Source organism: Enterobacter sp. HNDS-6, from assembly GCF_039850505.1.
In the GTDB taxonomy this organism is placed as follows: domain Bacteria; phylum Pseudomonadota; class Gammaproteobacteria; order Enterobacterales; family Enterobacteriaceae; genus Enterobacter; species Enterobacter kobei.
The window spans coordinates 954,600-981,555 of the sequence record NZ_CP156673.1 but is presented as its reverse complement, the minus strand read 5'-3'; the positions used below and the strand labels follow the sequence as shown (position 1 = coordinate 981,555).

Sequence of the window (26,956 nt, the reverse complement as noted above, 5' to 3'; positions counted from 1 at the left end):
CCTTTTTCTTTTGTGCTATGGCTGCGCCGTTTCGTGCAGCAGACGCCATGTGATCCTGCCATCTTCCTGATTCAGCACTGCGGTTGACCAGCGCACGTTGATAGGGTGATCCGGGCGGGTTTGCGTCTCCCGATAGTGAAGCACCGCGCCATCATCCCAGCTCTGTCGCGTCGATAATTCGTCAATGACGATCTTAAGCCCAGGACGACTTCCGCGCTGGTTATCCAGAAAACGAACAAGCCCGTTGTAGTCTATATGGACCCCACCGGGTGGGATCATCAGAAAATCAGACCGAAAACGGGCGAGCAGGGCGTCGGAATCGCCTTCGCCTTTGCCTAGCCAGTTTTCAAGTGCAATGTGGAGCTCGATAATCTCGTGTTCGAAAGGCGTCATGAATTCTCCTGTCGCAGCTGGGTGAGCACCTGCGTATTGTTAAGACGAAAAACGTACAGTACAGGCAGTAAGGTCATGCCTGCGGCAAAAATAAACATCCCGTGCCACGCGGCGAGCGGGGGTAGCCAGGCCTGCGCAAGGTTCAGGACCTGCGCCAGCAGCAGGGTACCCACAAAAAAGCTCAACTGACGATTAAGATTCCACAGCGCACTGGCATCCGGCATATCTTCCCGGCGCGTTGTCAGAAAAGCGCTGCTTTGAGCCGTGCTGCTGCAAAGACTTCCCCCTGCACCCATCAACACAAATGCAAGGGTGGGTAACAGCGCTGTGCTGGCCGGACCGACGCTCAGTAAAAGCAGAACGCCCAGCGCCTGGAGCAGACAGCCTGTGACGACAAGGGGACGAGGACCAATACGGTTAAAATAGCGTCCCGTTGCCGTGATAGCGACAAACGATGCCACAGACCACGGCAGCATCAGCATTCCCGTTGCGCCGGGTGTCATATTGGCCTCGCTCTGAAGGTAATACATACCCGTGACGTTCACTCCAATAAATATGCCTGGTACACAGACATAGACCAGCATGGAAAAACGCAAAAGCGGGTCCGCAAGTAAAGGCAGGTTTAGCAGCCGGCTTGCTTTCATCGCGGGCTGTTCGTGTTTAAGCCACAAACAGCCCAGAACAAAGGTCACGATGGCAACCGGGAGCGTGGCGAAAAATATCCATCGCCAGCTTAGCGTTTGCACCAGCACGCCTCCGAGAGCAGGGGAGCAGGCGGGGGCAAGCAGTGCGACCAGCATAACCGCTGAGGAGAGTCTGGCTCGCTCGTGAGGCTTAAACTGTTGCCAGGTCAACGCCTGTCCAACGGGAATCAATAAGCCTCCTCCCACCCCCTGCAACACTCGCCAGGCAATCAGGCTTTCCAGCGTGGCAGACAAGCCTGCCGCAGCAGAGGCAGCGCTGAACAGAAAAAGCGAGAGCAGGATGACGCGCTTCGGTCCGATTCGGCGCGTGAGCACGCTGCTAAACGGGATCACCAGCGTCAGACCAGCAATGTACCCGTTACTGACCCAGGCAAGTGCTGAAGGCGTGGCGTGAAAGGCGTGAGCCATTGCCGGAAAAGCGACGCTGGCAATAAACATGTTAATCAAATCAAGAAAAAAGCCCAGCAGATAGACAACGGCGACTTTGCTGCGATAGGTCATGGTGGTTCCTCCCGTGAGGAGGCGTATCGTATCGACGCGCCAGGTACGGATAAACCAGACAAAGCGCGATATACTGTCAAAAATATTTTGACGGTAAAAGGCGTAATGATGATTAACTTACAGCGGACGCAGATGTTTGTTGCGGTGGCAGACACCGGCAGTTTCACTGCGGCAGCTGAGGCGATGGGGCTGACAAAAGCCGTGGTCAGCTTTAATATTCGTCAGCTCGAAGCCGAACTGGGCGTTACCCTGTTGCTGCGATCCACCCGCCGCCTGACGTTAACCGACGCGGGTACTCTTTTTCATCAACGCAGCGTCGCGCTTCTGAAGGATGCAGAACAGTTGCAGGATGATGTCCGCGCGAATCATGCCGGGCTCACCGGGGAGTTGCGGATCACGACCACGCCTGAGTATGGCTCACAGGTCGTGGTGCCGATGCTGGCAAGGTTCAGCCAGCAGCACCCGGATCTTCGCGTGCGTCATGTTTCGTCATCACTGCATGCCGACCTTATCTCAGAGCGCTTTGATGTGGCTATCCGATTGGGAACGCTTACCGATTCACGCTATCACGCTGCATTGATCGCGCACTTTTCGATCCTGCCCGTTGCGACACCCGAGTGGCTCGTTACTCATCCGATCGCATCGCTGGCGCAGCTTGCCCATGCGGACTGGATTATCCACGAGCGCTTAACCTCGCCGCTGCGCTGGCAGGTGAAAAATGCCGGTGGTTTGCCCGACACGCTGGAGATAAAAAAAGCGCCGCGCCTGTTTGCCGACAGTGCGCAGGCTCTTATGGCCTTTGCACTCGCCGGAGGTGGAGTGGCATTACTGCCGGAATGGCTGGTGCGCGATGCGCTGGATACGGGAAAACTGGTGCCGGTTTTACCGGAATATACCTTCGCGCGGCAGGGCATTTACGCGGTTTATCCGGATGCCCGGCACGTGCCGGCGAAAGTACGCACCTTTATTGATTTTATGCGCGCCAGCGTGAATTAATCGTGCATCATTTTCTTGATAAGCGCGGAGAACTGCTCCCGCTCGGCCTGACTCAGGCGCCCTAAAAATGCCTCATCTACTTCATTGCTTACCGGCTTGCAGCCTTCAAGCAGGGCTTCGCCTTCTGGTGTCAGGAAGACAAACCGGCGGCGCTTATCGGCGGGGTCATGCTCGCGTTTGACCAGCCCGCGCGCCTCCATGCGGCTCAGCATTTCCGCCAGGGTCGCTTTCGTACTGACTGCCACTTCGGTCAATGCCACCTGTTCAATGCCCGGATGCTCGGCAACAGAGCGCATAACCGCATACTGCGGCTTGGTTAGCTCCGGTAAGGCATGTTGCCACTGCGCGGTATGCTGTTGAAAAAGCTGACGTAACAGGTGGAACGCCTCTTGTCTTAGTTCCATGAACACTCCGACGGAAAAAATCTCCCCCTATGATAGCCGCTAAAGCCCGGGATGATAACGCGGCATTTTTTAGCAATTAGTGTGATCGTATGCGAACGATCTTGTCAGAAAAACGATCCGGGAGTAGTTTACCTATAATGTTCGTACACGAACAAATTAATTGAGGTGATGAATGAGATTGATCGTGGGAATGACGGGGGCGACGGGGGCTCCGCTGGGCGTGGCGCTGCTGCAGGCGCTGCGGGAGATGCCTGAGGTGGAAACGCATCTGGTGATGTCGAAGTGGGCTAAAACCACCATCGAGCTGGAAACGCCTTACACCGCGCAGGACGTTGCTGCGCTGGCTGACGTTGTCCACAGCCCGGCTGACCAGGCCGCCACTATCTCCTCCGGGTCGTTTCGTACCGACGGCATGATCGTTATTCCCTGCAGCATGAAAACGCTGGCGGGGATCCGCGCAGGCTACGCCGAAGGGCTGGTGGGCCGTGCGGCGGATGTGGTGTTGAAAGAGGGGCGCAAGCTGGTGCTGGTTCCCCGCGAAACGCCGCTCAGCACCATCCATCTGGAGAACATGCTGGCGCTTTCCCGAATGGGCGTGGCGATGGTGCCGCCCATGCCTGCGTATTACAACCATCCGCAGACCGCCGATGACATCACCCAGCATATCGTGACCCGCGTGCTCGACCAGTTTGGTCTGGAGCATAAAAAGGCACGCCGCTGGAATGGGCTGCGGGAGGCGAAAGATTTTTCACAGGAGAATAAAAATGGCATTTGATGATTTGAGAAGCTTTCTGCAGGCACTCGATGAGCAAGGGCAACTGCTGAAAATTGAGGAAGAGGTGAATGCGGAGCCGGATCTGGCGGCGGCAGCCAACGCCACCGGTCGCATTGGCGACGGTGCGCCCGCGCTGTGGTTTGACAATATTCGCGGGTTTACCGATGCCCGCGTGGTGATGAACACCATCGGCTCCTGGCAGAACCACGCCATTTCGATGGGGCTGCCTGCGAATACCCCGGTAAAAAAACAGATCGACGAGTTTATCCGCCGCTGGGATAAATTCCCCATCGCACCGGAGCGCCGCGCCAACCCGGCCTGGGCTGAGAATACGGTGGACGGTGAAGACATCAACCTGTTCGACATCCTGCCGCTGTTTCGCCTGAATGACGGAGACGGTGGTTTTTATCTCGACAAAGCGTGCGTTGTTTCGCGCGATCCGCTTGACCCGGATAATTTCGGCAAGCAGAACGTCGGCATTTATCGCATGGAGGTGAAAGGTAAGCGCAAGCTCGGCCTGCAGCCGGTGCCGATGCACGATATCGCCCTGCATCTGCATAAAGCGGAAGAGCGTGGGGAAGATCTGCCGATTGCAATTACTCTCGGCAACGATCCGATCATCACCCTGATGGGCGCGACGCCGCTGAAATACGATCAGTCAGAATATGAGATGGCGGGTGCCCTGCGCGAAAGCCCATACCCGATTGCCACCGCACCGTTGACCGGCTTCGATGTACCGTGGGGCTCTGAAGTGATCCTGGAAGGGGTGATTGAAGGTCGTAAACGTGAAATCGAAGGGCCGTTTGGAGAGTTTACCGGGCACTATTCCGGTGGCCGTAATATGACGGTGGTACGTATTGATAAAGTTTCTTATCGCACGAAACCGATTTTCGAATCCCTGTACCTCGGTATGCCGTGGACCGAAATTGACTATCTGATGGGCCCAGCCACCTGCGTGCCGTTATACCAGCAGCTGAAAGCCGAATTCCCGGAAGTGCAGGCGGTGAACGCGATGTACACCCACGGTTTGCTGGCGATTATCTCCACCAAAAAGCGTTACGGCGGTTTTGCCCGCGCGGTCGGTTTGCGTGCCATGACTACGCCGCATGGCCTGGGCTACGTGAAGATGGTGATTATGGTGGATGAAGATGTTGACCCGTTCAACCTCCCGCAGGTGATGTGGGCGCTGTCATCGAAGGTCAACCCGGCAGGCGATCTGGTGCAACTGCCGAACATGTCGGTGCTTGAACTCGACCCAGGCTCCAGCCCGGCGGGCATTACCGACAAACTGATTATTGATGCGACGACGCCTGTCGCCCCGGATACCCGAGGCCACTATAGCCAGCCGGTACAGGATCTGCCTGAGACCAAAGCCTGGGCTGAAAAACTGACCGCGATGCTGGCAGCACGTCAATAAGGAGGAAAAGATGATTTGTCCACGTTGTGCCGATGAACATATTGAAGTGATGGCGACATCACCCGTGAAGGGGGTCTGGACGGTTTATCAGTGCCAGCATTGTCTCTATACCTGGCGCGATACCGAGCCGCTGCGCCGCACCAGCCGTGAACATTATCCGGAAGCGTTTCGTATGACGCAGAAGGATATTGACGAGGCACCGCAGGTGCCGACGATCCCACCGCTGCTGTAAAAAAAGCCGGGTGGCGGCTTCGCTATACCCGGCCTACAAAACCCGTAGGCCCGGTAAGCGCAGCGCCACCGGGCAATAAAGATCGCAGAGAACTACACCAGACTCTTCAACCGATAAATCCACTCCAGCGCCTGACGCGGCGTCAGTGAATCCGGGTCGAGATTCTCAAGTGCTTCCACCGCAGGCGACGTCTCTTCCGCAGGCACAAGCAGCGACATCTGCGTGCCATCAATCTGCGTCGCCGCCGCATTCGGTGACAGGCTTTCCAGCTCACGCAGTTTCTGACGCGCGCGCTTAATTACCTCTTTCGGTACGCCAGCCAGCGCCGCGACGGCCAGGCCATAGCTCTTGCTCGCCGCACCGTCCTGCACCGTGTGCATGAAGGCGATGGTATCGCCGTGTTCCAGCGCATCAAGGTGGACGTTAGCCACCCCTTCCATCTTCTCCGGTAGCTGCGTCAGCTCGAAGTAATGGGTGGCGAACAGCGTCATGGCTTTGATTTTGTTCGCGAGGCTTTCAGCGCAGGCCCATGCCAGCGACAGGCCATCGTAGGTTGATGTTCCGCGTCCGACTTCGTCCATCAGCACCAGACTGTGTTCCGTCGCGTTGTGCAGAATGTTAGCCGTTTCGGTCATCTCCACCATAAAGGTTGAGCGACCGCTCGCCAGATCGTCTGCCGCCCCGACGCGGGTAAAGATACGGTCGATAGGGCCAATCTCAACGTGTTGCGCCGGGACGTAGCTGCCGATATAGGCGAGCAGCGCAATCAAAGCGGTCTGGCGCATATAGGTACTTTTACCGCCCATGTTTGGCCCGGTAATGATCAGCATTCTTCGCTGCGGCGAGAGGTTCAGCGGGTTGGCGATGAACGGCTCATTCAGTACCTGCTCGACCACCGGGTGACGGCCTTCAGCGATGCGGATACCGGGCTTGTCGGTAAAGGTCGGACAGGTATAGTTCAGCGTTTCCGCGCGTTCAGCCAGGTTCACCAGCACATCCAGTTCCGCCAGCGCGCTGGCGCTAAGCTGCAGATCGGCCAGGTGTGGCATCAGCATGTCAAACAGCTCTTCATACAGCTGTTTTTCCAGCGCCAGTGCTTTACCTTTCGAGGTGAGCACTTTGTCTTCGTACTCTTTCAGCTCGGGAATAATGTAGCGCTCGGCGTTTTTCAACGTCTGACGACGGACGTAGTGAATTGGTGCCAGATGGCTCTGCCCGCGGCTGATCTGAATATAGTAACCGTGTACCGCGTTATACCCCACTTTCAGGGTGTCGAGCCCAAGACGCTCGCGCTCGCGGATTTCCAGTTTATCAAGATAATCCGTTGCACCGTCTGCCAGCGCCCGCCATTCGTCCAGCTCCTCGTTGTAGCCAGGGGCAATGACGCCGCCGTCACGCACCAGAACCGGAGGCGCATCGATAATGGCGCGTTCCAGCAGTTCGCGAAGCTCGGTAAACTCGCCCATCGTTTCACGGAGTTTCTGAACCGGAGCGCTGTCAACGTCGCTCAACTGAGCACGCAGTTCCGGTAACTGCTGGAAAGCATGACGCATACGTGCGAGATCGCGTGGGCGCGCGGTGCGCAATGCCAGACGGGCAAGGATACGCTCGAGATCGCCCACCTGGCGCAGAACGGGCTGCAGCTCGGTGTAACGATCCTGCAATGCGGCAATCGTCTGTTGACGGCAGACAAGCGTATTCGTATCGCGAATGGGCATATGCAGCCAGCGTTTCAGCATACGGCTCCCCATCGGCGTCACCGTGCTGTCGAGGACCGACGCGAGGGTATTTTCTATGCCACCCGCCAGGTTCTGCGTGATCTCCAGGTTGCGGCGCGTGGCGGCATCCATGATGATGCTGTCCTGCTGGCGCTCCATGGTGATAGAACGGATATGCGGCAGGGCGGTGCGTTGGGTGTCTTTCACGTATTGCAGCAGACAACCTGCTGCACACAACCCGCGCGGCGCATTTTCAACGCCAAAACCGATCAAGTCGCGGGTGCCAAACTGCAGATTCAGCTGCTGGCGCGCGGTATCTATTTCGAATTCCCACAGCGGGCGACGGCGTAAACCTCGGCGACCTTCAATCAGCGCCATCTCGGCGAAATCTTCGGCATAGAGCAGCTCAGCCGGGTTGGTGCGCTGCAATTCTGCAGCCATCGTTTCACGGTCAGCGGGTTCACTCAGACGAAAACGCCCGGAGCTGATGTCCAGTGTGGCATAACCAAACCCTTTGCCGTCCTGCCACAGCGCCGCCAGCAGGTTATCCTGGCGCTCCTGAAGCAGGGCTTCATCACTGATGGTACCTGGCGTGACGATGCGCACGACTTTGCGTTCAACCGGCCCCTTCGACGTCGCCGGATCGCCAATCTGTTCGCAAATGGCGACGGATTCTCCCTGATTGACCAGTTTGGCCAGGTAGTTCTCTACCGCATGGTGCGGGATGCCTGCCATCGGGATGGGCTCACCTGCCGATGCGCCACGTTTGGTCAGCGAAATGTCGAGCAACTGCGATGCACGTTTGGCATCGTCATAAAACAGCTCGTAAAAATCGCCCATACGGTAAAACAGCAGGATTTCCGGATGCTGTGCTTTCAGCTTCAGATACTGCTGCATCATCGGCGTATGTGCGTCGAAATTGTCGATTGTGCTCATGGAGTTATGATGTCCATTTCTTTGAAAAGAAACCGTTTTGAGCGGCTCAGTGGCCGTTAGTTCCTGCTATTGTCGCATGAAAAAAAGCGATGTCGCAGAAAAATGTCGCGGCTTTACGACGTGCCTTCCGGCATCAACTCGATGACAATTTTGCCATGCTCCACGCCCACCCTGACCTGGGCGTTGGTAGTAAAGCCCGCCTTTTCAAGCCAGTCCCCTTTTAAGCTCAACGCCGCATGTACGCTGTAACGCTTAGGTATCTTAGTTTTTCGATCCTCGTGACGTTTTCTGAAATATCCCACTTTTAAATGGCGGTAGGGTTTGCCAGTCGCGATCTCTTGCATAGAACCTCCAGACAATACGGACAACGGTCACTCCTGATGCCTGTATAAAATACCCGTGATTTTCAGGAGGTGTAGCATTAATGCTGGAATCAGGCTTCAGAAAACGGAATGCAACAACTGAAATTCAGGGTTTAAAAGAGTATTATTGATGCATCTTATTAATCGGTAAGTCGCTATGTCCGGTAAACGCATATCACGAGAAAAAGAGACTATCGCGAAAATGATCGCGTTGTTTGAAAAGCAGTGCCCGCAGGCGTCTCGGGAAGAGGGGCATTATCAGGCGCTGAACGCGTATGCCGATAAGCGCCTGGATAAGTGTGTTTTTGGTGAAGAAAAGCCTGCCTGTAAACAGTGTCCGGTACACTGCTACCAGCCCGCAAAGCGGGAAGAAATGAAGCAGATTATGCGCTGGGCGGGGCCACGCATGTTATGGCATCATCCTGTCCTGACCGTTCGTCATCTGATTGACGATCGTCGTCCGGTGCCGGAATTACCGGAAAAGTATCGCCCGAAAAAGTGAGCCGTTCAGCTTCGCAGTGGGCGGCAAATTACCTGCAGGGCCAGGGCGCTGCACAACGGGAAGAGGGCCAGCAGCAGCCAGGGGTATATTGCCTGAGCCGAAGGCACCAGCGCGCGATCCAGCAGACTGCCAAACAACAAATTTCCCGCCAGTACCGCCATCCCTCCGGCGGTGGCGAGTGCGCCATAATGCGCCCCCAACGTTGATTCCTCGGCGAACCGCGGAATGAGATCTTTTGCCGAGGGGACCAGCAGCATTTGTCCCAGCGTCAGTAACGTGACAAATAAGACCGACGGCAGCAACCGTAACCAGCCCTCCGGCGGTTCAGTCGCTGCAAACATCGCTACGCTCGCGAAGGCCGTAGAAAGCAGCAAAAAGCCCACCGGCAGGATCCTCACCGCGCCCACGCGGCGGGCAAAGCGTGCCAGCGGCAGCTGTAAGGTAATGATCAGCACGGAGGCGAGCATAAAAAGCGGACCGAGATCTTTCTCGTTACCACCAGATCGCTGGATCTCCACCGGCAGCGCCAGATAAAGCTGGTTGTAGCTTAACAGCCATGAGCTATAGGCAATGATGAAGGCGACGAAGCGAGGCTGGCGGAAGGTTGTCCACCAGGGCTGTATTTTCAGCGTTTGCGAACGGCGGCCAGAAGCAGGAAGGCAGAAGTAGAGCACCACTAACGCAATAATAAAGACCCCTGCACCCGCCAGCGCCACCTGGCGGAAGCCAAGTCCCGTTAACAGGGCGCCAGCAACCGGGCCCAGTACCGCGCCGAGTTCCCCGCAGACTGCAAACAGTGCAAACCACTCCGCCCGGCTTCGTGTCCCTTTCGCCTCACTGTGCGTGCCCGCTTTGGCCAGCAATGCCTCAATCGAAGGGGAAAATAATGCGCCGCCGATGCCCGTCAGACATGCGCCCACAATAATCGGCGAGAGCGATTCCCCGAAGGCCAGCAGCAGATAACCTGAAACACGAACAATACAGCCGCTGAGGATAACCACTTTCGCGCCAAACCGGTCCGAGAGGGCACCGCCAACGATAAACATCCCCTGCTGGGAGAAGGTGCGCAGGCCCAGAATCAGCCCGATCAGTCCGCCGGAGAGCAGCATGTCGTCGCGCAGGAATATCGCCAGGAAAGGAACGACGGCGTAAAAGCCAATGTTGAAAACAAACTGGCTACCCAGTAAGACGGGCGGCCAGAGCGTGGCGGCTGGGCGAAGGAGCATTGTGATTTACGCGCCCCTAAACGATAAAGTGGATGTGCTTTTTGCCATGGAACGGCGAGATCTCAATTTTGGTTTTGACCCGGAAAACATCCCACAGCAACGACTCGGATAAGATGTCCTGAGGTGTCCCCGTCGCCACAATTTGCCCCTTCTGCATCACAATCAGCGAGTCGCAGAACATCGAGGCGTGGTTGAGATCGTGGATAGCGACAATGCTGGTGACCGGTAATTCGCTGATCAGCTGCATCAGTTGCATCTGATGATGAATGTCCAGGTGGTTGGTCGGTTCGTCCAGCAGGATTTCCGTTGGGGTCTGGGCCAGCGCGCGGGCAATGTGCACCCGCTGGCGCTCTCCGCCGGAGAGGCTCAGCCAGCCCTGGTCGCTTTTATCCAGCATATCCACGCGTTGCAGTGCCGCCGTGACGGTCTCGTCATCGTGCGTGCTCCAGTTGGAAAAAGCAGAGTGGTGCGGAATTCGTCCAAGTTTCACCACGTCGCGCACGCGCATGTTGGCGTCGGTCATCCCGTGCTGCTCAACGAACGCTACCCGGCGGGCAAGCTGCTTTTTGGCGATGCGGGAGATGTCCTGCCCGTCCAGCGTCACGCGGCCCGCATCCGGGCGACGCAGTCCCGCGAGGATACGCAAAAGAGACGATTTTCCGCAGCCGTTTGGGCCCAGCAGGCCGACGGTTTCCCCCCGGGAGACCTTCAGCGAGACGTCATTGACGATCGCCTTTTTGCCGACCTTCCAGGTAATATTTTCAGCGCAGATACTCATCACTTATTCCTTGAACGGTAAATAATCACGGCAAAGAAGGGAACGCCCACCAGTGCGGTCACTACGCCGACGGGCAGGCTTTGCGGCGCAATCAGCATGCGTGAGGCAATGTCTGCCAGCACCATCAGGATCGCCCCGGCCAGCGCGCTGGCAATGAGCAGCGTGCGATGCAAAGGTCCGAACAGGAAACGCATGACGTGCGGAACCACCAGCCCCACAAAGCCGATGGAGCCTGCCATACTGACGATGGTCGCGGTAATCAGTGCGGTCGTGATAAATAACGCCAGGCGTACCCAGGGAACGGCAATCCCCAGCGATGCGGCAGCGTCGTCACCAAACGTAAAGGCATCCAGCGCCCGGGAATAGTAGAGGCAAACGGCTAACCCCAGCAGGACCACCACCAGTACCAGCTGGAATTCCGGCCAGCGTACGCCGCTGAAGCTGCCCAGCAGCCAGAACATGACATCTCGCGCCTGCTGTGCGCTGGCTGACGTGCTGATAGTGTAGGCGGTAATGGCATTGAACAACTGCGAAGCCGCAACGCCTGCCAGAATAGTGCGTTCATTGCCGCCGCGTGCGCCGTTTGTCAGAAAAGCGACAAATGCAAAGGCGGCGAAGGCACCCGCGAAGGCCCCAGCTGAGAGCGAAACGGCTCCCGTTCCCACACCCAGCACCACGACGGAAACCGCTCCGGTTGAGGCCCCCGCAGACACGCCGAGAACATAGGGTTCCGCCAGCGCGTTCTTCAACAGACTTTGCAGGACGGCACCGCAGATGGCTAGCCCGGCGCCACAGCAGGCAGCAACCAGCGCACGGCTCAGGCGAAAGTCCCAGATAACGCTCTCATAGATGCGGTTGAGCGGAACCTCGGTGAGCCCCATTTTATTGCTGATAGCATAAAACACGTTATCCAGCGGGATGGACAGTTCACCGACGCTGACGCCAAGGGCGATGACCAGAAACAACAGTACAATGGCAAGCAGAGCAGACGTGGTCAGGAACAGGCCCTGGCGGGCCTGAAGTACAGCGGCTGTCATCAGTTCAGCCCCAGTTTTCTGAGCTGTTCACCCACCTGTTCAGCACCGTAAATTGTACGAATCGTTGGGTTCATCGCCTGGCCGTCCATCACCACGATATGGCCTTTTTTGACGGCATCAAGCTGGCTGACGGCAGGATCGTTTTTCAGGAATTTGATTTTTTCTTCCGCGTTATCCAGCGCCCAGCGGTTACGGTCCAGGCTGGAGACCACAATCACATCCGGATTAGCGGCAATAATGCTTTCCCAGCCCACGGTTGGCCATTCGGTTTCAGATGTAATGGCGTTGTGCCCGCCCAGCACGTTGGCAATAAATCCGGAGGCGCTGTTTTTACCGCCGACGTAAGCATCAGCCGAAGGAGAGGAGCTTGAGAACCAGAAAACAAAGGAGAGGTCCTTTTTGTTTTTACCAAACTCCTGGCGCAGGTCAGCCTCACGTTTTTTGAAATCGGCAATGACGGCCTGGCCGCGATCTTCCACGTTAAAGATTTTGGCAAAATCCTCAATCTCCTTATAGAGATAGGTCATGTCCCACAGCTTCTGGCGGCTGCCGTACATATCTCCTGTGGCTTTTTTGGTCGCGCACATGCCCGGTGAGACGTAGCTATTCACACCGACGGTCGCCAAATCTTCACGTTTTGCGACCTTACTCTCAGGCCCAAGTAACAGAGGAAGCTGGGCAGGTACAAAATCAGGATTTTGCGCAAGGATAGATTCAAGCGTAGGGATTTCTACCGTCAGGGTTTTGATTTTTGCGTTCTGTTCAGCCAGCTGCGGCAGCACTTTGGTCGGCCAGAAGGCGCTGGCCTTCACCTTATCCTGCAGGCCGAGCAGGAGCAAAATTTCGACGGTATTCTGACCCAGGGCCACGACGCGTTCCGGCGCTTTGGTGAAGGTCTCTTTATAACCACAGTTTTCAATGGTCAGAGGATATGTGGTTGCCAGAGCAGAACTGACCGACGCAATCGCCAGGCCCAACGCGCAGATGACCTTTTTCATTAAACGCTACCCTTCATTAAAATTATTTTTTGATGCAAATGAAACTCATTATTAAGGCGGAATTTTATACAGAGGAAACGATTTTGTGTCAATGAGGGACAATTGCGCAGGGTGACAAAAGGCGGTGCCAGAATAACACCGCCAGATTGCGGACTTACAGCAGGTTCTCTTTATCAATCCCGAGGCGCTTCATGCGCGACAGCAGGGTCGTGCGTTTTAAGCCTAAACGCTGGGCAGCCCCTTTCGGGCCGGCAACCACGCCGTTCGTCTCTTTCAGCACGCGCATAATGAGCTGATATTCATCTTCTCCCTCTTTTGCGATCTCGGCTGCGGTCACGGTCGTTTCAGGCAGAGAAACCTCCGGAAGGGAGAGTTGCAGCACATTGCCACGCGTGAGCAGCACCGCACGCTCAATGACGTTTTCCAGTTCGCGGACGTTACCCGGCCACTCCATCGACGAGAGGGTGCGTAGCGTTTCGGCAGGAATACTGTCAATATTTCGCCCCATTCGGCGGGCGATCTTCGCGGTAAAGGCTTTTACCAGCAGGGGGATATCTTCCGGACGTTCGCGCAGCGGGGGCAGGCAGATCGGGAAGACGTTCAGGCGATAGTAGAGATCGCTTCTGAATTCGCGGTCGGCGACCATTTTTTTCAGGTCGCGGTTGGTGGCGGCAATCAGCCGCACGTCAGTCTGGATAAGCTTGTTGCTGCCAAGGCGCTCAAACTCCTGCTCCTGCAAGACGCGCAGCAGTTTAGGCTGCAACTCCAGCGGCATATCGCCCACTTCGTCGAGGAACAGCGAGCTTTTATCGGCCAGTTCAAAACGCCCCAGGCGCTGGCTGCTGGCCCCGGTAAATGCGCCGCGCTCGTGGCCGAAGAGGTCACTTTCCAGCAGGCCCGCAGGCATCGCCGCGCAGTTCATCTTCACCATCCGGCGGCTGTTGCGATTGCTCAGGTTGTGGATGGCTCTGGCAATCAGCTCTTTACCCGTGCCGGTTTCACCCAAAATCAGCACCGTGCTGTCGCTCTGCGCCACCATTTCCACCTGCTTGAGGACGCTGTACATCGCATCGCTGCGCCCGATGATTTCGCCAAACTCGCTGTCCACATTATTAAGCTGCTCGGTCAGGGCCAGGTTCTCGTCCACCAGCCGCTCTTTCAGGCGATGGATCTCCTGATAGGCGAGGGCGTTATCCAGCGCGATGGAGATACGCTCGGCAATCTGGCGCAGCAGCTTCAGGTTGGCGGTGGTAAACACGGCTTCATCACACTGCGCCAGTTTCAGCACGCCAAGCATGGTGTTGCCGGACATCAGCGGTAGCAGGCACAGGGTCTGGATCTTGTTGCCCCAGGTGTTAAACAGCATTCGCTCATACGGCGCCACCGGATCCTGTTCGCTCAGGTTAAGCAGGAGGATCTCTTTGCTTTTGAATACCCGTTCAGAAAGGGTGCCCGCTTCATCCACTTCACTTTGCTCATGCGCCGGGTTGGCTTCATCGAGATAGTGCGTGGAATAGATATTCAGCTTGCCCTTGCGATGCCCCCGCAGCGCAATACTGATAGCGTCGATTTTGAAATAGTGGTGGATCTCTTTTGAGACTTCGCTGACCAGCTCATCCATATCGAGACGTGACAGCACGGCGTTAGTGATTGCCACCAGGATGCGGAAGTTATCGCGCTCGCGGCTCAGCAGGTCGTAATCCACGTTATTGGTGACGCGACTTTGGATCTGCTCTGCCACCACGGCCACAATCTGGGTAAAGGTGTGCAGACGCTCGTACTCCGCTTCGCTCCAGGGCCGGTCGGTCGTGCGGATGAACTCGCAGCCGCCAAAGATATGGCCCTCCGCCGCCAGCGGCAGCATGCTGTAGTGGCCAAAAGGCTGATAGAGGTTGCTCCCGGCAAGCCGCGGCCACGCCATCCTGAACTCCTCAAAATTGCAGTGCAGGGCTTCCGGACGGGAGAGAATGCGGCGCACCGGACCATGCGCCAGATACGTTTCATCTTCGTATTCAAACGTTTTGCCATTATCACGCGTTGAGTAGTAGCTCGCGCGTTGCGTTCCGCTATGCCAGAGCACAATTGCGGCGCTGTCTGCCAGGGCTGATTGCCTGACCAGTCGCGTCAAAGCATCGCTTAGCGCGCTGAGATCGGGCTGCTGTAAAAGTGTGCGCGTGATATCAAACAGGCCCTGCTGTCCAAGATCGCTCATCGGTGTATACGGCATTATTGCTTTCCAATTGAAACTGGCAGAAAAGAGACATTCAGTGCTGACCGCTTATGGCGCGGTTCTAGCAAATTCGGGGTAACGGTTCAGCGTGCGGCAGATCCAGTGTGCGCTTCACGCCGTAAAGCCCGGTCAGGCGCACCCCTTTGCGCTCAACCACTTCCCCAATGATGGCGGCATCTTTCCCTAATGGATGCGACCGCAGCCCGGCCAGGACAGATTCCGCCGCTGCGCGTTCAACGCCGATCACCAGCTTGCCTTCGTTCGCAAAGTTGAGGGGATCAAGCCCTAGCATCTCGCACAGCCCGCGTACGGCGGGTTTGACAGGCAGACCACGCTCGGTCAGTTCAATCCCGCACCCGCAGCTTACGGCGAACTCGTGGACGACGGCATTCACGCCGCCACGGGTGGCGTCGCGCAGGGCTTTCACACCAGGAATGGCGCGCAGCGTCTGAATAAGCGGGGTAAGCACTGCACAGTCGCTACGCAGTTCGCCGTCCAGCCCTAACCCTTCACGCAGATTAAGAATCGTCGCGCCATGGCATCCCAGGGTGCCGCTCACCAGCAGAACGTCGCCCACGCTAAGTTGCTGTGCGCCCCAGTGGATGTCGGCGGGGATCGCGCCCATCCCGGCGGTGTTGATAAACAGTTTGTCGGCGGCGCCGCGCTGAACCACTTTGGTATCGCCGGTGACGACAGCGATCCCCGCCTCGCGCGCCGTCTGTGCCATGCTGTTGACCACCGCCGTGAGCGTCTCCATCGGCAGCCCCTCTTCAAGGATAAACCCGCAGGAGAGGTAGCGCGGAATGGCGCCGCTGACGGCAACGTCGTTGGCCGTGCCGCAGATGGCGAGCTTGCCGATATCACCGCCCGGGAAAAACAGCGGGTCAATGACGTAGCTGTCGGTGGAGAACGCCAGCCTGTCGCCCTGGGCAGTGAGTGTCGAGAGCGCGATGCGCGCCTGGTCTTCCTGCTCGGCGAGCCAGGGGTTGTTAAAAGCCTCCATAAACAGCCGGTTAATCAACTGCTGCATCGCCTGCCCACCGCTTCCGTGCGCCATTTCCACCGTGTTCATGCTTCACACTCCTGGTTGCGATATTGATACCACGCGGCGCATGCCCCTTCGGAGGAGACCATCAGCGCGCCAAACGCGGTTTGCGGGTTACAGGTGTTGCCAAATAACGGGCATTGATGAGGTTTACACTTACCGGTGAGCACGTCGCCACAGCGAGAACGGGGATCGTCGCACACCTGCTGCGGCTGCGGGCGGAAATGTGTTTCTGCATCAAACGCGCGATAGGCTGGCGTGAGGCGCACGCCGGATTCGGCAATCAGCCCCAGACCGCGCCACTCGCTGTCGCCTTCAACGCTAAACACGTCGGCAATGGCCTGCTGGGCCCGTTCATTTCCCGCATCGGGCACCACGCGGCGGTACTGGTTTTCGACCGCACTCAGGGCCGCTATTTTCTGCTCAACCAGCATGGTCACACCTTGCAGTAGATCAAGTGGCTCGAAACCAGCGACCACTAACGGACGATTGTACTGTTCAGAGATGAAACCGTAGGCGTCTGTGCCAATCACCATGCTGACGTGTCCCGGCGCCAGAAAGGCGTCGATACCGTTATCCGGCTCCTCCAGCAGGCTGCGCAGCGTGGGAATGAGCGTGATGTGCTGACAGAAAAAGAAAAAATTAGTGACGTTGCGGGCTTTGGCCTGCTGCAGCGTAATGGCCGTCGCGGGCATAGTGGTTTCAAAACCCAGCCCAAAAAAGACGACGTTGCGCTCAGGGTTATCCCTCGCCAGCGTCAGGGCATCCATTGGCGAGTAGACGATCCGCACGTCCGCACCGAGCGCTTTCGCCTGCAGCAGCGAGCCATTTTTCCCCGGCACGCGCATCGCATCGCCAAAGGTACAGAAAATGACGTCAGGCTGGCTGGCAATTTCAATACAGCTGTCGATGCGGCCCATTGGCAACACGCAGACCGGGCAGCCGGGGCCGTGGATAAACTCGATGTTATCTGGCAGTAGCTGGTCGAGGCCAAATTTGAAGATGGCGTGCGTGTGTCCGCCGCACACCTCCATGATCCGCAGCGGCCTTTCTTTCGTGTTGTTCAGCAGCGCCGCCCGTGTTTTCAGGTGCCCGATAAGCTGCAGTACCTGTTCTGGCGCGCGGTATTCATCAACGTAACGCATGTGCTACCGCTCCTCGCCGTACAGCAGGGCGCCCACGTCAGGCTCCACGTCAAACATGTTTTGCAGCGCATCCAGCGTGTCGCGGGCTTCCGCTTCGTTAATCACGCTCATTGCAAAGCCCACATGGACCAGCACCCACTGGCCGAGACGTGACGCGCCGGTTTCATCGGTACAGCCCACCAGCGTCAGATCCACATCGCGCAATATACCGCAGACCTCTACCCTGGCCTGGTTACCGTCGATTGCCTGAATTTGTCCGGGTACGCCTATGCACATCGTTCGCTCTCCAGCCAGTTTAGCCATGCGTCCATGCCGTCGCCGCGCGTGGCGGAGACCAGCACGATCGCAATCTCCGGATTCACTTCGCGGGCATACGCCAGACATTTCTCCACGTCGAAATTCAGGTACGGCAGCAGGTCGACTTTGTTCAGCAACATCAGGGAGGCGGCGGCAAACATATGCGGGTACTTCAGCGGCTTGTCTTCCCCTTCGGTGACGGAGAGCACCGCGACTTTGTGGTGCTCGCCGAGGTCAAAGCTCGCCGGGCACACGAGGTTACCGACGTTTTCAATAAACAGGATGCCGCTCTCTTCAAGCGGCAAACGCGGTGCGGCATCGGCAACCATCTGCGCATCCAGATGGCAGCCTTTGCCCGTGTTGACCTGAATCGCCGGGGTGCCGGTTTCACGAATGCGCGCGGCATCGTTTACGGTCTGCTGATCGCCCTCGATCACCGCGCAAGAGACGCGTTTGTTCAGGCGCTTGAGTGTTTCTGTTAACAGCGTGGTTTTGCCTGAACCCGGGCTGGAGACCAGGTTCAGCACCAGCTGTTTGCGGGCGGCAAAGCGCGCGCGATTGCGGGCCGCGAGCTGGTTATTTTTGTCCAGCACGTTGATCTCGACGTCCAGCATCTGCCGCTGGCTCATGCCCGGCGCATGAGTGCCCGCTTCGCCGTGGCCGTAGTGCAGGTCGCCCGCGTCAGAGCGTTGCGGCGCAAAGGTAATGCCGGTCAGAACTGCCGCAGGACGCGGGGCAGGGGAAAAGGGCGCGGAGCGAAACGCGGAGTGGGGGCGGTGTTCGTCCCCTTCTATATACAGGTTGCCTTCGGCGCAACCGCAGGTACTACACATACATTACTCCTTCTCGATTTCGAGGCGTTGGATCTGCATACCGTCATCCGCCACGATCCGCAGCCCGGTACGCTGGCACTGCGGACAGCGCTGAACCTTTGAGGAGAGCAGCGTGACGTACTGCTGACACTGCTCGCACCAGCACTCCGCCTGCTGCTCGTCGATATGCAGTTCGCAGCCTTCCGCCAGCGTGCCGCGGCATACCAGCTCAAAACAGAAGGTCAGGGCGCTGGTCTCGACGCAGGAAAATGCCCCGATCTTCAGCCAGACGCCGGTGACGCGTTTCGCGTGGTTTTGCACTGCCTGCTGTTCGATAAGTTCAAGCGCTCGCTGGCAGAGGGTGATTTCGTGCATGACGCCTCCTCAATGAATTGCCCCGGTAATGCAATAACAGTGCCAGCCTGTATTTTGTCAGGGCGTGACGATGTCAATGCTGTCGAAATGACACGTCGACACCGCCGCGTTGACAGCAGTTTTGAAATTAAAGACCAATAAAATCAGTTAATTAAAAACTGGCACGGAATCTGCTTAACAGCCGCTATCTCCATTAACCGGATACCTTTTATGACTATTTGGGAAATCAGCGAAAAAGCGGATTACATCGCGCAGCGCCACCAGCAGCTACAGGAGCAGTGGCACCTCTACTGCAACTCTCTGGTTCAGGGGATCACCCTGTCAAAAGCGCGTCTGCATCATGCGATGAGTTGTGCGGCGCAAGGCGATATGCGCTTTGTCCTCTTCGGCCACTTCACGGTCTTTGTCACCCTGGCAGACAGCTTTAACAGCCACACCATTGAGTACTACGTCGAGAACAAAGAGGGTGAAAAACAGTGTATTGCGCAAGCGCAACTGATGGCTGACGGCATGGTCGATGGCTACGTCAGCAACCGCGATCGCCAGCAGGTGCTTGAACACTATCTGGAGAAAATCGCGCCGGTTTACAACGGGCTTTATCACGCGGTTGAACACGACTTACCGGTCGACCTGAAACAGCTGATCGCCGGAAACCCTTCCGCAAACGTTGCCTGAGAACCGAGTGTCGAAAAGTGTCGAGAAGACAGCTTTTCGTCGTCAAAAATGACCATCACCTGAGGATTGCCCGGTGAACCGTTTTGTAATTGCTGACTCGACGGTCTGTATTGGCTGTCGAACCTGTGAGGCGGCGTGTTCGGAAACTCACCGCCTGCACGGGCTGCAGTCCATGCCGCGCCTTCGCGTCATGCGTAATGAAAAAGAGTCTGCTCCGCAGCTCTGCCACCACTGTGAAGATGCCCCCTGCGCGGGTGTTTGTCCGGTGAATGCCATCACCCGCGTTGATGGCGCGGTCCAGCTGAACGAAAGCCTGTGCGTCAGCTGCAAGCTGTGCGGCATTGCCTGCCCGTTCGGCGCCATTGAATTTTCCGGCAGCCGTCCGCTGCACATTCCGGCCAATGCCAACTCCCCGAAAGCGCCGCCCGCGCCACCGGCTCCGGCACGCGTAAGTACGCTACTGGACTGGGTTCCCGGCATCCGCGCCGTGGCGGTGAAGTGTGACCTGTGCAGCTTTGATGAACAGGGACCGGCCTGCGTGCGGACCTGTCCGACCAAGGCGCTCATTCTGGTTAACATCCGCGATATCGCCCGTACCAGCAAACGCAAGCGCGAGCTGACCATTAATACTGACATCGGCGATCTTTCACTTCTGCAGGCGCTTAACGAGGGGGCGAAATGAACGCGATAGACATGATTAACAGCGCCGTAGCGTACTTTGCGGCCGCCGCCGTGCTGGCGCTGCTCTTCTCTTTCCATAAAATACTGAGCGGCTGGATAGCCGGTATCGGCGGGGCGCTCGGCAGCCTGATGACGCTCGCGGCAGGCGGTGTCGTTCTGCTGGGGGGGCAATCCACAGAGGCCGTGATGCCGCTGATTCGTCACAGCGTTGAGATTACGCCGCTGAATGCCATCTGGCTGGTGACGTTCGGTCTGTGCGGGCTGTTTGTCAGCCTGTTCAATATCGACTGGCACCGCCACCAGCACACCAGAGCTAATGGTCTGCTGGTAAACCTGCTCATGGCGACGGCGGTCTGCACCGTTATCGCCAGCAATCTTGGCGCGCTGGTGGTGATGGCCGAAATTATGGCCCTGTGCGGCGTGTTCCTGACGGGCTGTAGCGCCTCCGGCAAGCTGTGGTTTGCTCTCGGTCGCCTCGGCACGCTGCTGCTGGCGCTGGCCTGCTGGCTGGTGTGGCAACGCTTCGGCACGCTGGATTTCTCAGCGCTTAAGGGTTATTCGCTGGGGAATGACGTCTGGCTGCTGGGCGTTGTGGGCTTTGGCCTGCTCGCCGGGATCATCCCGCTGCACGGCTGGGTGCCGCAGGCGCATGCCAATGCCTCCGCGCCCGCCGCCGCGCTGTTCTCTGTGGTGGTGATGAAAGTGGGTTTATTCGGGATTTTGGTACTCACGCTGACCAGCGGGCAACCGCCGCTGTGGTGGGGTGTCGTGCTGCTGCTGGCCGGGATGATCACCGCGTTCGTGGGTGGCCTGTACGCGCTGATGGAGCACAACATCCAGCGTTTGCTGGCGTACCACACGCTCGAAAATATCGGCATTATCCTGCTCGGTCTTGGCGCGGGCGTCACCGGTCTGGCGCTGAATCAGCCCGCGTTGATTGCCGCCGGGTTTATCGGTGGTCTGTATCACCTCGTCAACCACAGCCTGTTTAAAAGCACCCTGTTCCTCGGCGCGGGCAGCGTCTGGTTCCGCACCGGTCATCGGGATATCGAAAAGCTCGGCGGCATTGGCAAAAAGATGCCGGTGATTTCCCTGGCGATGCTGGTGGGGCTGATGGCGATGGCCGCGCTGCCGCCACTGAACGGTTTTGCCGGCGAGTGGGTGATCTACCAGTCTTTCTTCGCGCTCGGTCAGAGCGATGCGTTTATCGGCCGTTTGCTGGGGCCGCTGTTGGCGGTCGGCCTGGCGATTACCGGGGCGCTGGCGGTGATGTGTATGGCGAAAGTCTACGGCGTTACCTTCCTTGGCGCACCGCGCACGCGTGAGGCTGAAAATGCCTGCTGTGCACCGGTATTGATGGCCACCAGCGTGGTTGCGCTGGCGCTGTGCTGCATCGCGGGTGGGATTGCCGCGCCGTGGCTGCTGCCGCTGCTCGGAAACGCTATTCCGTTGCCGCTTGAGACGGCACAAACCACCGTTTCCCAACCGATGATAGCCCTGCTGCTGATTGCCTCTCCGCTGCTGCCGTTCGTGCTGATGCTGTTCTTTAAACGCGATCGACTCGCCTCCCGTGCGCGCAGCGCAGCCTGGGCCTGCGGCTACGAACACGAGCAGTCAATGGTCATCACCGCCCACGGTTTCGCCATGCCGGTAAAAGAGAACTTCGCCGCCGTGCTGAAGCTGCGCCACTGGCTCAACCCGCAGGGTTGGGTTCTGGGCTGGCAGAGTGCTGCTGCGCCCGCACTGTTCCGCCGTCTGGCGCTGATTGAGCTGTCGGTGCTGGTGGTCATTGTGATTTCACGAGGAGCCTGACATGAGTCTGTTACTGGCAATTCTTCAGGCGCTGGTGCTGTTTGCCGTTGCGCCGCTGCTCTCGGGCATCACGCGCGTGGCGCGCGCCCGGATGCACAACCGTCGCGGGCCTGGCGTGCTCCAGGAGTACCGCGATCTCTTCAAGCTGCTCTCTCGCCAGAGCGTGGCGCCCGATGCTGCAGGCTGGGTCTTTCGCCTGACGCCGTTTGTGATGGTTGGCGTGATGCTCACCATCGCCACCGCGCTGCCCGTCGTCACGGTGGGCTCACCGCTGCCTGCGCTCGGCGATCTGATCACGCTTATCTACCTCTTCGCCATCGCCCGTTTCTTCTTTGCGATTGCGGGTCTGGACACCGGGAGTCCGTTTACCGGCCTCGGTGCCAGTCGCGAGGCGATGCTGGGTGTGCTGGTTGAGCCGATCCTGCTGCTGGGGCTGTGGGTCGCCGCGCAGGTCGCAGGCTCCACCCATATCAGCTTTATCACCCATACCGTTTATCACTGGCCGATAAGCCGCTCCATTCCGCTGGTGCTGGCACTCTGCGCCTGCGCGTTCGCCACGTTTATTGAGATGGGCAAACTGCCGTTCGATCTCGCGGAAGCCGAGCAGGAATTACAGGAGGGGCCACTCACCGAATACAGCGGCTACGGCTTTGCGGTACTGAAGTGGGGGATCAGCCTCAAGCAGCTGGTGGTGTTGCAGATGTTTGTCGGCGTCTTCTTCCCGTGGGGGCAGATGACGCACTTTTCCGCGGGCGGCCTGGTGCTGGCCTTCGTGGTTGCTGCGATCAAGCTGCTTATCGGCGTGCTGGTGATTGCGCTGTTCGAGAACAGCATGGCGCGTCTGCGTTTTGTGGCGACCTCGCGCATCACCTGGGCCGGTTTTGGCTTTGCATTTTTAGCGTTCGTCTCCTTGCTGGTGGCGTGATTAAAGAGAGTGTTTATGTCTGAAGAAAAGAAAGGTCAGCAGTATCTCGCCGCGTTGCACCAGGCTTTCCCCGGCGTGGTGCTGGAAGAGTCCTGGCAAACCAAAGACCAGATCACCGTCACCATAAAGGTGAACGACCTGCCGGAGGTGGTGGAGTTTCTTTACTACCAGCAGGGCGGCTGGCTGTCGGTGCTGTTCGGTAACGACGAGCGCCAGCTGTGCGGCAATTACGCCGTGTACTACGTGATGTCGATGGAGCAGGGCGAGAAGTGCTGGCTGACCGTGCGCGTTGAAGTCGATCCGAATAAGCCGGAATATCCGTCCGTTACGCCGCGGGTGCCTGCTGCCGTCTGGGGCGAACGCGAAGTGCGCGACATGTACGGCCTGGTGCCGGTCGGCCTGCCGGACGAGCGCCGTCTGGTGCTGCCGGACGACTGGCCGGATGAACTCTATCCGCTGCGTAAAGACAGCATGGACTACCGCCAGCGCCCGGCGCCGACCACCGACAGCGAAACCTACGAGTTCATCAACGAGCTGGGCAGCAAAAAGAACAACGTGGTGCCGATTGGTCCGCTGCACGTCACCTCCGACGAACCGGGCCACTTTCGTCTGTTCGTCGACGGCGAAAACATTATCGACGCCGACTACCGCCTGTTCTACGTCCATCGCGGCATGGAAAAGCTGGCGGAAACCCGCATGGGCTACAACGAAGTGACGTTCCTTTCTGACCGCGTGTGCGGCATCTGCGGCTTTGCCCACAGCACCGCTTACACCACGTCGGTAGAAAACGGTATGGGGATCGTGGTGCCGGAACGTGCGCAGATGATCCGCGCCATTCTGCTGGAGGTGGAACGTCTGCACTCGCACCTGCTAAACCTCGGCCTGGCCTGCCACTTCGTCGGTTTTGACTCCGGGTTTATGCAGTTCTTCCGCGTGCGTGAGGCGTCGATGAAGATGGCGGAGATCCTCACCGGGGCACGTAAAACCTACGGGCTGAACCTGATCGGCGGGATCCGCCGCGACCTGCTGAAAGATGACATGATCCAGACCCGTCAGCTGGCGCAGCAGATGCGCCGGGACGTGCAGGAGCTGGTGGATATGCTGCTCAGCACGCCAAACATCGAGCAGCGCACCGTAGGGATTGGCCGTCTTGATCCGGAAATTGCCCGCGACTTCAGCAACGTCGGCCCGATGGTGCGCGCCAGCGGCCACGCCCGCGACACCCGCGCCGATCACCCGTTCGTCGGCTACGGCCTGCTGCCCATGACCGTGCACAGCGAGCAGGGCTGCGACGTCATCTCACGTCTGAAAGTCCGCATTAACGAGGTGTTCACTGCCCTGAACATGATCGACTTCGGCCTCGATAACCTGCCGGGCGGTCCGCTGATGGTAGAGGGCTTCACCTACATCCCGAACCGCTTCGCGCTCGGCTTTGCAGAAGCGCCGCGCGGGGACGATATCCACTGGAGCATGACTGGCGACAACCAGAAGCTCTACCGCTGGCGCTGCCGTGCGGCGACCTACGCCAACTGGCCAACGCTGCGCTACATGCTGCGCGGCAATACGGTCTCCGATGCGCCGCTGATCATCGGTAGCCTCGACCCGTGCTACTCCTGCACCGACCGCATGACCGTGGTGGACGTGCGCAAGAAGAAAAGTCAGGTGGTGCCGTACAAAGAGCTTGAGCGCTACAGCATCGAGCGTAAGAACTCGCCGCTGAAATAAGGACTCGTCATGTTTACCTTTATCAAAAAAGTGATCAAAACCGGCACGCAGACCAGCCGTTATCCGCTGGAGCCGATGCCGGTCGATAAAAACTTTCGCGGCAAGCCGGAGCACAATCCGCAGCAGTGCATAGGCTGCGCGGCCTGCGTCAATGCCTGCCCGTCGAATGCCCTGACGGTGGAAACGGATCTCAAAACCGGCGAACTGGCCTGGCAGTTTAACCTCGGACGCTGCATTTTCTGCGGCCGCTGCGAGGAAGTTTGCCCGACGGTCGCCATTCGCCTGTCGCAGGAGTACGAGCTGGCAGTGTGGAAGAAAGCCGATTTCCTCCAGCAGTCGCGTTTCACGCTGTGTCACTGCCGCGTCTGCAAGCGTCCGTTCGCCGTGCAAAAAGAGATCGACTACGCCATCGCGCTGCTGCAGCACAACGGTGACGTCCGGGCGGAACATCACCGTGAAAGTTTTGAAACCTGCCCGGAGTGTAAGCGTCAGAAATGCCTGCTGCCGTCCGACCGGATTGATATCACCCGCCATATGAGAGAGGCCAGCTGATGGAACACTTACTCGGCCCGCGCGACGACAATGGCATGCCGGTGCCAATGACGGTGGAGGAATCCATTGCCAGCATGAAGGCGTCGCTGCTGAAAAAAATCAAACGTTCGGCCTACGTCTACCGCGTGGACTGCGGCGGCTGTAACGGCTGCGAGATCGAGATCTTCGCTACGCTGTCGCCGCTGTTTGACGCTGAACGCTTCGGTATCAAAGTGGTGCCGTCTCCGCGCCATGCGGATATTCTGCTGTTTACCGGGGCGGTCACCCGTGCCATGCGCTCGCCCGCGCTGCGTGCCTGGCAGTCTGCGCCAGACCCGAAAATCTGCATCTCCTACGGTGCCTGCGGCAACAGCGGCGGCATCTTCCACGATCTCTACTGCGTCTGGGGCGGCACCGACAAAATCGTACCGGTGGATGTTTATATTCCGGGCTGCCCGCCGACGCCTGCCGCCACGCTGTACGGCTTTGCGATGGCGCTTGGCCTGCTGGAGCAGAAAATCCACGCCCGTGAACCGGGCGAGCTCGACAACCAGCCCGCGATGCTCCTCCATCCGGATATGGTGCAGCCGCTGCGGGTGAAGGTCGACCGTACGGCGCGCAGGCTGGCGGGCTACCGTTATGGTCGTCAGATTGCCGACGATTATCTGCGTTTGCTGAGCCAGGGCGAGCAGCAGGTAGCCCGCTGGCTGGAGGCGGAAAACGATCCGCGTCTGAATGAGATTGTGGCGAACCTGAACAGCATTGTGGACGAGGCGCGTATCCGATGAGTGAAACGGTGGTGTTCAGTCAACTGAGCCGTAAGTTTATTGATGAGAACGATGCCACGCCGGATGCGGCGCAGCAGGTGGTCTATTACAGCCTGGCGATTGGGCATCACCTCGGGGTGATTGACTGTCTGGAGGCCGCGCTGAGCTGCCCCTGGCCTGAGTATCTGGCGTGGATCGCCACGCTGGAGGAGGGCAGCACGGCGCGGCGTAAAATGGAAGGCGTGCCAAAGTACGGTGAGATCGTCATCGATGCCAACCACATTGCGATGCTCGCCAACGCCTTTGATGCGGCGCTGAGCAGGCAATCCGCCGAACAGCAGGCGTGGAGCAAAACGTTGCTCGGCATGCTGCATGATATTCATCAGGAGAGTGCCATCTACCTGATGGTGAGGAGATTACGTGACTGACGTTTTACTGTGTGTCGGCAACAGCATGATGGGCGACGACGGCGCGGGCCCGCTGCTGGCAGAGATGTGCGCCGCGAATCCGCAGGGTAACTGGGTGGTGATTGACGGCGGTAGCGCGCCAGAAAATGACGTGGTCGCCATCCGCGAGCTGCGCCCGGAGAGGCTGCTGATTGTCGATGCTACCGATATGGGGCTCAACCCCGGTGAGATCCGACTCATTGACCCGGACGACATTGCCGGGATGTTTATGATGACGACCCACAATATGCCGCTGAATTACCTCGTGGATCAGATCAAGGACGACGTGGGCGAGGTGCTGTTCCTGGGGATTCAGCCGGACATTGTTGGGTTTTATTACCCGATGACGCCGCCGGTAAAAGAGGCGGTGGAAGTGGTTTATTCACGGCTTGAAGGGTGGGTTGGGGACGGGGGGTTTTCTCCGCTCTGAGCAGTGCCGGGTGGCGGCTTCGCCTTACCCGGCCTACCAAACCCGTTCCCTCTCCCTGTGGGAGAGAGCCGGGGTGAGGGC

29 protein-coding genes are annotated in these 26,956 nt (G+C 58.2%); 14 read left to right on the top strand and 15 right to left on the bottom strand.

Annotation, left to right across the window (positions count from 1 at the left end; genetic code table 11):
* Nucleotides 1-15: 15 nt before the first annotated feature.
* A complete protein-coding gene (locus ABFI50_RS04485; RefSeq protein ID WP_023338753.1) occupies nt 16-393 on the bottom strand; it encodes a DUF4440 domain-containing protein in 378 nt (125 codons plus the stop codon).
* The gene (locus ABFI50_RS04480) at nt 390-1,598 is read right to left on the bottom strand and encodes an MFS transporter (protein WP_023337696.1); all 1,209 of its coding nucleotides are present in this window, start codon (nt 1,596-1,598) and stop codon (nt 390-392) included. Before ABFI50_RS04480 ends, ABFI50_RS04485 begins: the two co-directional genes overlap by 4 nt.
* A 108-nt stretch (nt 1,599-1,706) precedes the next feature.
* Here ABFI50_RS04480 and ABFI50_RS04475 point away from each other — a divergent pair, with 108 nt between their 5' ends.
* Nucleotides 1,707-2,594 carry a LysR family transcriptional regulator gene (locus ABFI50_RS04475; RefSeq protein ID WP_023331182.1) on the top strand — a complete coding sequence of 296 codons (888 nt, stop codon included), beginning with the start codon at nt 1,707-1,709 and terminating at the stop codon, nt 2,592-2,594.
* On the opposite strand, the gene ABFI50_RS04470 is transcribed toward ABFI50_RS04475, so the two are convergent.
* Nucleotides 2,591-2,998, bottom strand: a complete 408-nt coding sequence (locus tag ABFI50_RS04470; protein WP_023331181.1) for a MarR family transcriptional regulator — start codon at nt 2,996-2,998, stop codon at nt 2,591-2,593. The genes ABFI50_RS04475 and ABFI50_RS04470 overlap by 4 nt on opposite strands.
* A 172-nt stretch (nt 2,999-3,170) precedes the next feature.
* Between ABFI50_RS04470 and ABFI50_RS04465 the strand changes: the two genes are divergently transcribed.
* From ABFI50_RS04465 to ABFI50_RS04455, 3 genes are read left to right on the top strand one after another with little or no spacing between them, the layout of a single operon-like run.
* Nucleotides 3,171-3,773: a non-oxidative hydroxyarylic acid decarboxylases subunit B gene (locus tag ABFI50_RS04465; RefSeq protein WP_014885021.1), complete on the top strand. Its 603-nt coding sequence runs from the start codon at nt 3,171-3,173 to the stop codon at nt 3,771-3,773.
* Complete coding sequence (locus tag ABFI50_RS04460; protein ID WP_032635686.1) at nt 3,763-5,190, top strand: non-oxidative hydroxyarylic acid decarboxylases subunit C; 1,428 nt, start codon at nt 3,763-3,765, stop codon at nt 5,188-5,190. The genes ABFI50_RS04465 and ABFI50_RS04460 overlap by 11 nt, the downstream gene beginning before the upstream one ends.
* Nucleotides 5,191-5,200: 10 nt before the next feature.
* The gene (locus tag ABFI50_RS04455) at nt 5,201-5,422 is read left to right on the top strand and encodes a non-oxidative hydroxyarylic acid decarboxylases subunit D (protein WP_003862116.1); all 222 of its coding nucleotides are present in this window, start codon (nt 5,201-5,203) and stop codon (nt 5,420-5,422) included.
* Between the two features lie 92 nt (nt 5,423-5,514).
* Here ABFI50_RS04455 and mutS read toward each other — a convergent pair whose 3' ends face one another.
* On the bottom strand, nt 5,515-8,076 hold the full coding sequence (gene mutS, locus ABFI50_RS04450) for a DNA mismatch repair protein MutS (RefSeq protein ID WP_179121166.1): 2,562 nt from the start codon (nt 8,074-8,076) through the stop codon (nt 5,515-5,517).
* A gap of 113 nt (nt 8,077-8,189) precedes the next feature.
* On the bottom strand, nt 8,190-8,420 hold the full coding sequence (locus ABFI50_RS04445; protein WP_014885018.1) for a SymE family type I addiction module toxin: 231 nt from the start codon (nt 8,418-8,420) through the stop codon (nt 8,190-8,192).
* 175 nt (nt 8,421-8,595) lie between these two features.
* Here ABFI50_RS04445 and ABFI50_RS04440 point away from each other — a divergent pair, with 175 nt between their 5' ends.
* Complete coding sequence (locus ABFI50_RS04440; protein WP_193970333.1) at nt 8,596-8,940, top strand: nitrous oxide-stimulated promoter family protein; 345 nt, start codon at nt 8,596-8,598, stop codon at nt 8,938-8,940.
* A 5-nt stretch (nt 8,941-8,945) separates the two neighbouring features.
* Here ABFI50_RS04440 and ABFI50_RS04435 read toward each other — a convergent pair whose 3' ends face one another.
* The 10 genes from ABFI50_RS04435 to hypA form a co-directional block, all read right to left on the bottom strand.
* The gene (locus tag ABFI50_RS04435; RefSeq protein WP_014885016.1) at nt 8,946-10,166 is read right to left on the bottom strand and encodes an MFS transporter; all 1,221 of its coding nucleotides are present in this window, start codon (nt 10,164-10,166) and stop codon (nt 8,946-8,948) included.
* 16 nt (nt 10,167-10,182) lie between these two features.
* A complete protein-coding gene (locus ABFI50_RS04430; RefSeq protein ID WP_014885015.1) occupies nt 10,183-10,944 on the bottom strand; it encodes an ABC transporter ATP-binding protein in 762 nt (253 codons plus the stop codon).
* Complete coding sequence (locus ABFI50_RS04425) at nt 10,944-11,981, bottom strand: iron chelate uptake ABC transporter family permease subunit (RefSeq protein ID WP_014885014.1); 1,038 nt, start codon at nt 11,979-11,981, stop codon at nt 10,944-10,946. The genes ABFI50_RS04430 and ABFI50_RS04425 overlap by 1 nt, the downstream gene beginning before the upstream one ends.
* Nucleotides 11,981-12,979 (bottom strand): ABC transporter substrate-binding protein, encoded by a 999-nt coding sequence (locus ABFI50_RS04420; RefSeq protein ID WP_023331175.1) that lies wholly within the window; start codon nt 12,977-12,979, stop codon nt 11,981-11,983. The genes ABFI50_RS04425 and ABFI50_RS04420 overlap by 1 nt, the downstream gene beginning before the upstream one ends.
* Nucleotides 12,980-13,133: 154 nt before the next feature.
* A complete protein-coding gene (gene flhA, locus ABFI50_RS04415) occupies nt 13,134-15,206 on the bottom strand; it encodes a formate hydrogenlyase transcriptional activator FlhA (RefSeq protein ID WP_023331174.1) in 2,073 nt (690 codons plus the stop codon).
* Between the two features lie 64 nt (nt 15,207-15,270).
* The gene (hypE, locus tag ABFI50_RS04410) at nt 15,271-16,281 is read right to left on the bottom strand and encodes a hydrogenase expression/formation protein HypE (RefSeq protein ID WP_023331173.1); all 1,011 of its coding nucleotides are present in this window, start codon (nt 16,279-16,281) and stop codon (nt 15,271-15,273) included.
* Nucleotides 16,278-17,399, bottom strand: a complete 1,122-nt coding sequence (gene hypD, locus ABFI50_RS04405) for a hydrogenase formation protein HypD (protein ID WP_063434612.1) — start codon at nt 17,397-17,399, stop codon at nt 16,278-16,280. Before hypD ends, hypE begins: the two co-directional genes overlap by 4 nt.
* A 3-nt stretch (nt 17,400-17,402) precedes the next feature.
* Nucleotides 17,403-17,675 carry a HypC/HybG/HupF family hydrogenase formation chaperone gene (locus tag ABFI50_RS04400; RefSeq protein ID WP_032635693.1) on the bottom strand — a complete coding sequence of 91 codons (273 nt, stop codon included), beginning with the start codon at nt 17,673-17,675 and terminating at the stop codon, nt 17,403-17,405.
* Nucleotides 17,666-18,529: a hydrogenase nickel incorporation protein HypB gene (gene hypB, locus ABFI50_RS04395; protein ID WP_196347858.1), complete on the bottom strand. Its 864-nt coding sequence runs from the start codon at nt 18,527-18,529 to the stop codon at nt 17,666-17,668. Before hypB ends, ABFI50_RS04400 begins: the two co-directional genes overlap by 10 nt.
* Nucleotides 18,530-18,532: 3 nt before the next feature.
* A complete protein-coding gene (gene hypA, locus ABFI50_RS04390) occupies nt 18,533-18,883 on the bottom strand; it encodes a hydrogenase maturation nickel metallochaperone HypA (RefSeq protein WP_032635694.1) in 351 nt (116 codons plus the stop codon).
* A gap of 210 nt (nt 18,884-19,093) precedes the next feature.
* On the opposite strand from hypA, the gene hycA reads away from it, so the two are divergent.
* From hycA to hycI, 9 genes are all read left to right on the top strand, one after another.
* Nucleotides 19,094-19,558 carry a formate hydrogenlyase regulator HycA gene (hycA, locus tag ABFI50_RS04385; RefSeq protein ID WP_014885007.1) on the top strand — a complete coding sequence of 155 codons (465 nt, stop codon included), beginning with the start codon at nt 19,094-19,096 and terminating at the stop codon, nt 19,556-19,558.
* Between the two features lie 73 nt (nt 19,559-19,631).
* Nucleotides 19,632-20,240 carry a 4Fe-4S dicluster domain-containing protein gene (locus ABFI50_RS04380; RefSeq protein WP_047027321.1) on the top strand — a complete coding sequence of 203 codons (609 nt, stop codon included), beginning with the start codon at nt 19,632-19,634 and terminating at the stop codon, nt 20,238-20,240.
* Nucleotides 20,237-22,051 carry a formate hydrogenlyase subunit 3 gene (gene hycC, locus ABFI50_RS04375; protein ID WP_347485455.1) on the top strand — a complete coding sequence of 605 codons (1,815 nt, stop codon included), beginning with the start codon at nt 20,237-20,239 and terminating at the stop codon, nt 22,049-22,051. Before ABFI50_RS04380 ends, hycC begins: the two co-directional genes overlap by 4 nt.
* A 1-nt stretch (nt 22,052) precedes the next feature.
* Nucleotides 22,053-22,976 carry a respiratory chain complex I subunit 1 family protein gene (locus ABFI50_RS04370; protein ID WP_180262244.1) on the top strand — a complete coding sequence of 308 codons (924 nt, stop codon included), beginning with the start codon at nt 22,053-22,055 and terminating at the stop codon, nt 22,974-22,976.
* A gap of 15 nt (nt 22,977-22,991) precedes the next feature.
* The gene (hycE, locus tag ABFI50_RS04365; protein WP_023331166.1) at nt 22,992-24,701 is read left to right on the top strand and encodes a formate hydrogenlyase subunit HycE; all 1,710 of its coding nucleotides are present in this window, start codon (nt 22,992-22,994) and stop codon (nt 24,699-24,701) included.
* A 9-nt stretch (nt 24,702-24,710) separates the two neighbouring features.
* Complete coding sequence (locus ABFI50_RS04360; protein ID WP_023331165.1) at nt 24,711-25,253, top strand: formate hydrogenlyase complex iron-sulfur subunit; 543 nt, start codon at nt 24,711-24,713, stop codon at nt 25,251-25,253.
* The gene (locus tag ABFI50_RS04355) at nt 25,253-26,020 is read left to right on the top strand and encodes an NADH-quinone oxidoreductase subunit B family protein (RefSeq protein WP_014885001.1); all 768 of its coding nucleotides are present in this window, start codon (nt 25,253-25,255) and stop codon (nt 26,018-26,020) included. Before ABFI50_RS04360 ends, ABFI50_RS04355 begins: the two co-directional genes overlap by 1 nt.
* The gene (locus tag ABFI50_RS04350; protein WP_014885000.1) at nt 26,017-26,427 is read left to right on the top strand and encodes a formate hydrogenlyase maturation HycH family protein; all 411 of its coding nucleotides are present in this window, start codon (nt 26,017-26,019) and stop codon (nt 26,425-26,427) included. Before ABFI50_RS04355 ends, ABFI50_RS04350 begins: the two co-directional genes overlap by 4 nt.
* Nucleotides 26,420-26,875 (top strand): hydrogenase maturation peptidase HycI, encoded by a 456-nt coding sequence (gene hycI, locus ABFI50_RS04345; RefSeq protein WP_014884999.1) that lies wholly within the window; start codon nt 26,420-26,422, stop codon nt 26,873-26,875. The genes ABFI50_RS04350 and hycI overlap by 8 nt, the downstream gene beginning before the upstream one ends.
* The last annotated feature ends 81 nt before the right edge of the window (nt 26,876-26,956 follow it).